General features: G+C 76.1%; 5 protein-coding genes. 3 read left to right on the forward strand and 2 right to left on the reverse strand.

The genetic code is table 11. The annotated features are described in order from the left end of the window. Positions 1-203: 203 nt before the first annotated feature. Positions 204-845, reverse strand: coding sequence for a class I SAM-dependent methyltransferase (locus ABZV94_RS39935; protein WP_356349728.1), 642 nt, complete (start codon positions 843-845; stop codon positions 204-206). Positions 846-992: 147 nt separating this feature from the next. Here ABZV94_RS39935 and ABZV94_RS39940 point away from each other — a divergent pair, with 147 nt between their 5' ends. The 3 genes from ABZV94_RS39940 to ABZV94_RS39950 all read left to right on the forward strand — a co-directional run bounded on the left by ABZV94_RS39940 (position 993) and on the right by ABZV94_RS39950 (position 3,922). Continuing rightward, complete coding sequence (locus ABZV94_RS39940) at positions 993-1,451, forward strand: NAD(P)H-dependent oxidoreductase (RefSeq protein ID WP_356349730.1); 459 nt, start codon at positions 993-995, stop codon at positions 1,449-1,451. A gap of 175 nt (positions 1,452-1,626) precedes the next feature. Further along, a complete protein-coding gene (locus ABZV94_RS39945) occupies positions 1,627-2,361 on the forward strand; it encodes a lysophospholipid acyltransferase family protein (RefSeq protein WP_356349732.1) in 735 nt (244 codons plus the stop codon). Positions 2,362-2,674: 313 nt separating this feature from the next. After that, a complete protein-coding gene (locus ABZV94_RS39950) occupies positions 2,675-3,922 on the forward strand; it encodes a beta-ketoacyl-[acyl-carrier-protein] synthase family protein (protein ID WP_356349733.1) in 1,248 nt (415 codons plus the stop codon). Positions 3,923-4,126: 204 nt separating this feature from the next. On the opposite strand, the gene ABZV94_RS39955 is transcribed toward ABZV94_RS39950, so the two are convergent. Beyond that, positions 4,127-4,783, reverse strand: a complete 657-nt coding sequence (locus ABZV94_RS39955; protein ID WP_356349736.1) for a GNAT family protein — start codon at positions 4,781-4,783, stop codon at positions 4,127-4,129. Positions 4,784-5,277 lie beyond the last annotated feature (494 nt).

Raw genomic sequence — 5,277 nt, forward strand, 5'->3', positions numbered from 1 at the left:
GCCGCGCCCGCGGACTTCCTCCCGTCGCCGTCCGCCGACTCCGCGCACCCGCCGAGCACCGCGGCGAGCGCCGCCGCCACGACGATGCGGCCTCCGACGGCCCCCACCCCGACCCGCACTGCTGCCTCCCCTTCGGTTCAGAGCCGTCACTGTAACCGAGGGCACCGACAACCCCGGCCGGGACGGGGTCCACCGGCTGTGCCTCACCCGGCCCCGCGCACACAGTGCAGGAAGAGGTGCGGCTCGGGGCGCGCCTCCTGACCGGCCGGGGTGAACAGGGTCTGCTCCTCGGCTACGACCGTCAGGCCCGCGCCGGAGGCCAGCGCGGTGAACGCCTCGGCGGAGAAGCTCGTCACCCGTACCGGCTGCCCCATGAAGACGGCCTCGATGTCCTCCAGGTCGAGCGGCACGGTGGCCAGCGCGACGAGGCCGCCGGGCCGTACCGCGCGGGCCAGCTTCGCCACGACGGCCGCCTGTTCGGCGCGGGACATCTGCAGCAGCGAGAAGTACGCGCACGCGGCGTCGAACGAGGCCTCCGGCACCGGCGTCCTGCGGATGTCGGCCAGCCGGAACTCGGCCCCGGGCACCTGCCGCGCGGCCAGGTCCACCATGACCGGCGAGATGTCGATCCCCAGCACGCTGTGGCCGGCCTCGGCCAGCGTCTGCGCGGTGGGGCGGCCCGTTCCGCTGCCCACGTCCAGCACCCTGCTGCCCGGCGCCAGCCGCTCCAGCAGCCAGCGCAGCGACGCCCGGTGCGGTGCGGAGCCGGCGAACGCCTGCTCGTAGCTGAGCCCCAGCGCGTCGAACACCACGGCGGCCTGCGCCCTGCGGTCCTCGTCGACCACGGTTGATCCTCCTGTCCCGGCCCCGCCGCGCGCCCCGTCCCCGGCAAGCCGGTCGCGCGGCCCCGGACCGCGTCTCGAAGCGCCCCTGGAAGTCGTCCTGCAGCCACCGTTTGCGAGGGACGGTACGCGCACGGCAGGGTGCCGGATGTGCCTACCCTGCTGATCGTCCATCACACCCCCTCACCGAACTGCCAGGCCCTGTTCGAGGCCGTCGTGTCGGGAGCCACGACACCCGAGATCGAGGGCGTGCGCGTCGTGCGCCGGGCGGCCCTGTCGGCCACCGCCTCCGACGTGCTCGAAGCCGACGGCTACCTGCTCGGCACGCCCGCCAACCTCGGCTACATGTCCGGCGCCCTCAAGCACTTCTTCGACCAGGTCTACTACCCCTGCCTGGACGAGACCCGGGGCCGCCCGTTCGGCTTCTACGTCCACGGCGGCAACGACGTCACGGGTGCCGTCCGCGCCGTGGAGACCGTCACCACGGGCCTCGGCTGGCGCCGGGCGGCCGAGCCGGTGACCGTCACCGGCGAGCCGGCGAAGGCCGACATCCAGGCGTGCTGGGAGCTGGGAGCCACGGTGGCGGCGGGCCTGATGCCCGACGCCTGAGCCGTCCGGCCGCCCCTGTGCGGGCGCGGGAACGCCGTGTGCCGGTCGCGCGCCCACCGGAGTGATCTTTGACCACCACACGTCAAACAGGCATTCGGGGCAGTGTGGGCGTGCGCGGCGGCGCGGTGCCGGTGATGATCGGCGCAGGGGGAGACACAGCGGAGAGGAGAGCCCGATGCTGTCCGCATGGGCCGGGGCCCTGGTGCCCGTCTTCAGCGACACCGACGTGAGCGGCACCCGGCATCTGGTGCGGCCGTCCGGCACCGGATACGTCCTCGCCGCCAACCACGCCTCGTTCTTCGACCCGGTCCTGCTCATCGGCACCCTGCACCGGCTCGGCCTGCGCCCCGTCGTACTGGCCACCGCCGGGCTGTGGCGGGTGCCCCTGCTGGGCCCGGCCCTCACCCGGGAGGGCTATGTTCCCGTCCACCGGGGCAGCCGCCGCGCCCCGGAAGCACTCCGGGCCGCCGCCGACGCCCTCGCCGCCGGGCGCGGCGTGCTCGTCTACCCCGAGGGCTGCCTGCCCCGTCACCGCGCCGCGCACGACCGCCCGCCCGGACGCCTGAAGTCCGGGGTGGTCCGCCTCGCGCTGTCCACCGGCGCCCCGGTGCTGCCGATCGGGCACGCGGGCGCCCGCCGGGTCTCCTCCGGCAGCCTCGCCAAACAGCTCGCCGGCTGGGCCACCGCACCCGTACGCCGACCGCGCGTGCATGTCCACATCGGCCCCGCCCTCCGGCTGGACACGTCCGACCACCCACTGGACGACCTGGAGACCGCGCTCGCGCAGGCGTGGTCGACCGCGGCCGGCGCCCTGGCGGGCGGCGCGGAAGACGACGGGGAGCCGGAGGGGAGGGCAGGCCCCGCGGACCACGGCAGGTCCGACGGGGACGGCGGGCTTGAGGGAGGGTAGGTCCGGCGGGGGCGCGGAATCGGCGGGGCCGCGGGACCGGCGGGGGCGCTGGACTGGGCGGGGTGTCGTGAAGGAGACGGAACCCGTGAGGACGCGGGCCCGGTGAGGACGGCGGGCCCCGTGAGGACGGCGGGCCCCGTGAGGACCGGGGCCCGACGCGCGGGCGGATGCGGGCGGGGATGCCTGTCCGCGGGCCGCGTTCACACCCGCCGGTCCACATTCGCGCATCCGGGTGGTAGCACCGGCCCGGACCTGGGCCGAACGAGTTGCGACGGCCCGGGCCCCTGCCGACCGGTCCGGATAATCACGCCTCATGCAGCAGGTGAGAGCAGGCACGCGGCGGGCCCCGGTCGCCGTCACCGGACTGGGACTGGTCACCCCGGCGGGCATCGGCAGGGACGCGGCCTGGGCGGGCCTGTGCGCCGGGCGGTCCATGGCAGCCGCCGACCCCGCCCTGGCCGGGCTCCCCGTGGCCTTCTCCTGCCAGGTGCCCGGCCTGGACGCGGCCGGCCTGCTCGGGCACCGGCTGGCCCGCCGGCTCGACCGGTTCACCACCTTCGCGCTGCTCGCCGCCCGCGAGGCCGTCGCCGACGCCGGGCTCGCCCCGGACGACTGGGACGGAGCCCGGGTCGGTGTGGTGATGGGCGTCGGTACCGGCTCCATGCAGGGCTGGCAGGCCGAGTTCGACCGGCTCGCCGACCAGGTCCCCGAGCGGGTCTCGCCGCTCGCACTGCCGCGCAGCGTGCCCAACATGGCCGCCGCCGAGATCGCCCTGGACCTCGGTGCCCTGGGCCCCAACATGGTGGTCAGCACCGCCTGCGCCTCCGGCACCAGCGCGATCGGCCTGGCCCGGGACTGGCTGCTGTCCGGGCGGTGCGACCTCGTCCTGGCCGGCGGCAGCGAGTCGGCCCGGCTGCGCATGACCGCCGCCTGCTTCGCCCAGATGCGGGCCCTGTCCCGCCGCGCCGCAATCCCGGACGCGGCCTCCCGCCCGTTCGACCGGGACCGCGACGGCTTCGTCCTCGGCGAGGGCGCCGCCGTCCTCGTCCTGGAGCGCACCGAACACGCCCGCGCCCGCCGCGCCCGCCCGGAGGCGCTGCTCGCCGGGTTCGGCGCCTCCTGCGACGCCCACCACTTCACCGCCCCGCACCCCGCCGGCGAGGGTGCCGCCCGCGCGCTGAGCGGTGCCCTCGCCGACGCCGGCCTGGAACCGGAGGACGTCGACCACGTCAACGCGCACGGCACGGCCACCCCGCAGGGCGACGCCGCCGAACACAACGCGCTGCACCGGGTCTTCCGCCGTCCCCCGCCCGTCACCGCGGTCAAGGGCACCATCGGGCACGCCATCGGCGGGGCCGGAGCCATCGAGGCGGCCTGCACCGTGCTGAGTCTGCGCCACCAGCTGATCCCGCCCACCGCCAACCTGGACACGCTCGATCCGGCGCTGGACCTCGACGTCGTCATGAAAGTGCCCCGGCCGCAGCGGATACGAGCCGCCGTCAGCAACTCCTTCGGCTTCGGTGGCCAGAACGCCGTGCTCGCCTTCACCGCCGTCGACTAGGCCGCCCCGGCCGAAAAAGGCGCTCGCGATGCCCTCAGAGTCCCGCGGGTTCTCCGAGTTCTCGGAGTTCTCAAGTCCTCGGAGTTCTCAAGTCCTCGGAGTTCTCGAAGTTCTCCGAACCCTCCCCGCGGGCCGCCGGCAGCACCCGGTCCTGGCCACCGGCGAGCAACTGTGACCGGGCGCCGCCGGGACGCTCCCTGACGGTCAGCGGCAGCGCACCGGCGTCCCGGTGTCGTGCCGGTGCCAGACGGCGTCCACCACGCGGCCGTCGGGCAGGGTGTGCCGCCGCGGGCCCTGGTCGGGGACGAGGCCCGCGCGGGTCAGGGCACGCCGGCTCGCGGTGTTCCCGGGCTCGGCCCCGGCCCGGACCGTGGCCAGTCCCAGATGGGTGTGGGCCAGCTCCAGGCCCGCGCGGAACAGCTCCGCCCCCAGGCCCTGGCCGCGGCAGCCCGGGGCCAGCCAGCCGCCCATCTCGCCCACCCGGTGCTGGAGTTCCAGGGCGCCGGCGTAGCTGAGGTCGGAGCGGCGCACACAGACCAGCAGGAGCGGGTCGTCCGGGCCCGGCGTGAACGGTTCCGCCAGCTCTCGGGGGATCCGGCGGCCGTCCTCCCCGGCGGGCCGCCAGGCCAGCAGGGCCCGGCGGACGGCAGGGTCGGGCAGCACCTCGTCCGCCTGGGTGCCGAGCCACCGCTGCGCCTCGGCGTCCGCGCTCGCGGCGAGCGCCGCCGCCACGTCCAGCCGGGTGCGCGGGGTGAACAGCAACAGCCGCTCGGTGCTCAGCACATGCCGTCCGGGCGCGCACCGCCCCGGCACCGGAAGCCCCGACGCGATCCGGTTGCGGCGGAACAGCGACCAGCCCATGAGACCCCCGGCACACAGCACACACGGCGGACGCGGACCGTCCCGCCGAGAGCACGGACGCTCCGCACCGGCGGCGAATCTAGCGGGTCGCGGGCGGGATGCCGTAGCTCCGGGGGGTGGGGGCGAACCGGGGGAGCCGTGCCGCTGGTTGCTGCTCGGGTCAGGCTGCCCGGTCCTGGACTGCCTGCTCCTGGGAGCCGGGCTTGGGGCGGGTCCGGGTCCAGGAGGGGTCGGCGGCCGGGGGCGGAGTGGGGGTGGTGTGGAGCATGGCTGTCCTTCGGACGAGTGGGGGTTGGTCCGGTGGGGTGGGGTGAGGGGCGGTGCGGTTCTGCCTCGTCGAGTCGTGGAGACCTCGTCGGCCGCAGCGGTGTCCTTCAGTGGACGGCCGGCGCACCGCCCGCGCGGCGGCGGGCGGTGCCGGCGGCCACGAGCCGGCCCGGTCGGCGTGCGGCGGGGCCGGGACGCGGGGCCCCGGAGGCGAGGTGGTCGGGGCC

The sequence above is a fragment of the Streptomyces sp. NPDC004658 genome, from assembly GCF_040609555.1.
Taxonomy (GTDB): domain Bacteria; phylum Actinomycetota; class Actinomycetes; order Streptomycetales; family Streptomycetaceae; genus Streptomyces.

Bases quoted from the DNA above. Each gene is read 5' to 3' on its own strand.
- ABZV94_RS39945 (WP_356349732.1), top strand. From the start codon at position 1,627: ATGCTGTCCGCATGGGCCGGGGCCCTGGTGCCCGTCTTCAGCGACACC.
- ABZV94_RS39955 (WP_356349736.1), bottom strand. From the start codon at position 4,783: ATGGGCTGGTCGCTGTTCCGCCGCAACCGGATCGCGTCGGGGCTTCCG.
- ABZV94_RS39950 (WP_356349733.1), top strand. From the start codon at position 2,675: ATGCAGCAGGTGAGAGCAGGCACGCGGCGGGCCCCGGTCGCCGTCACC.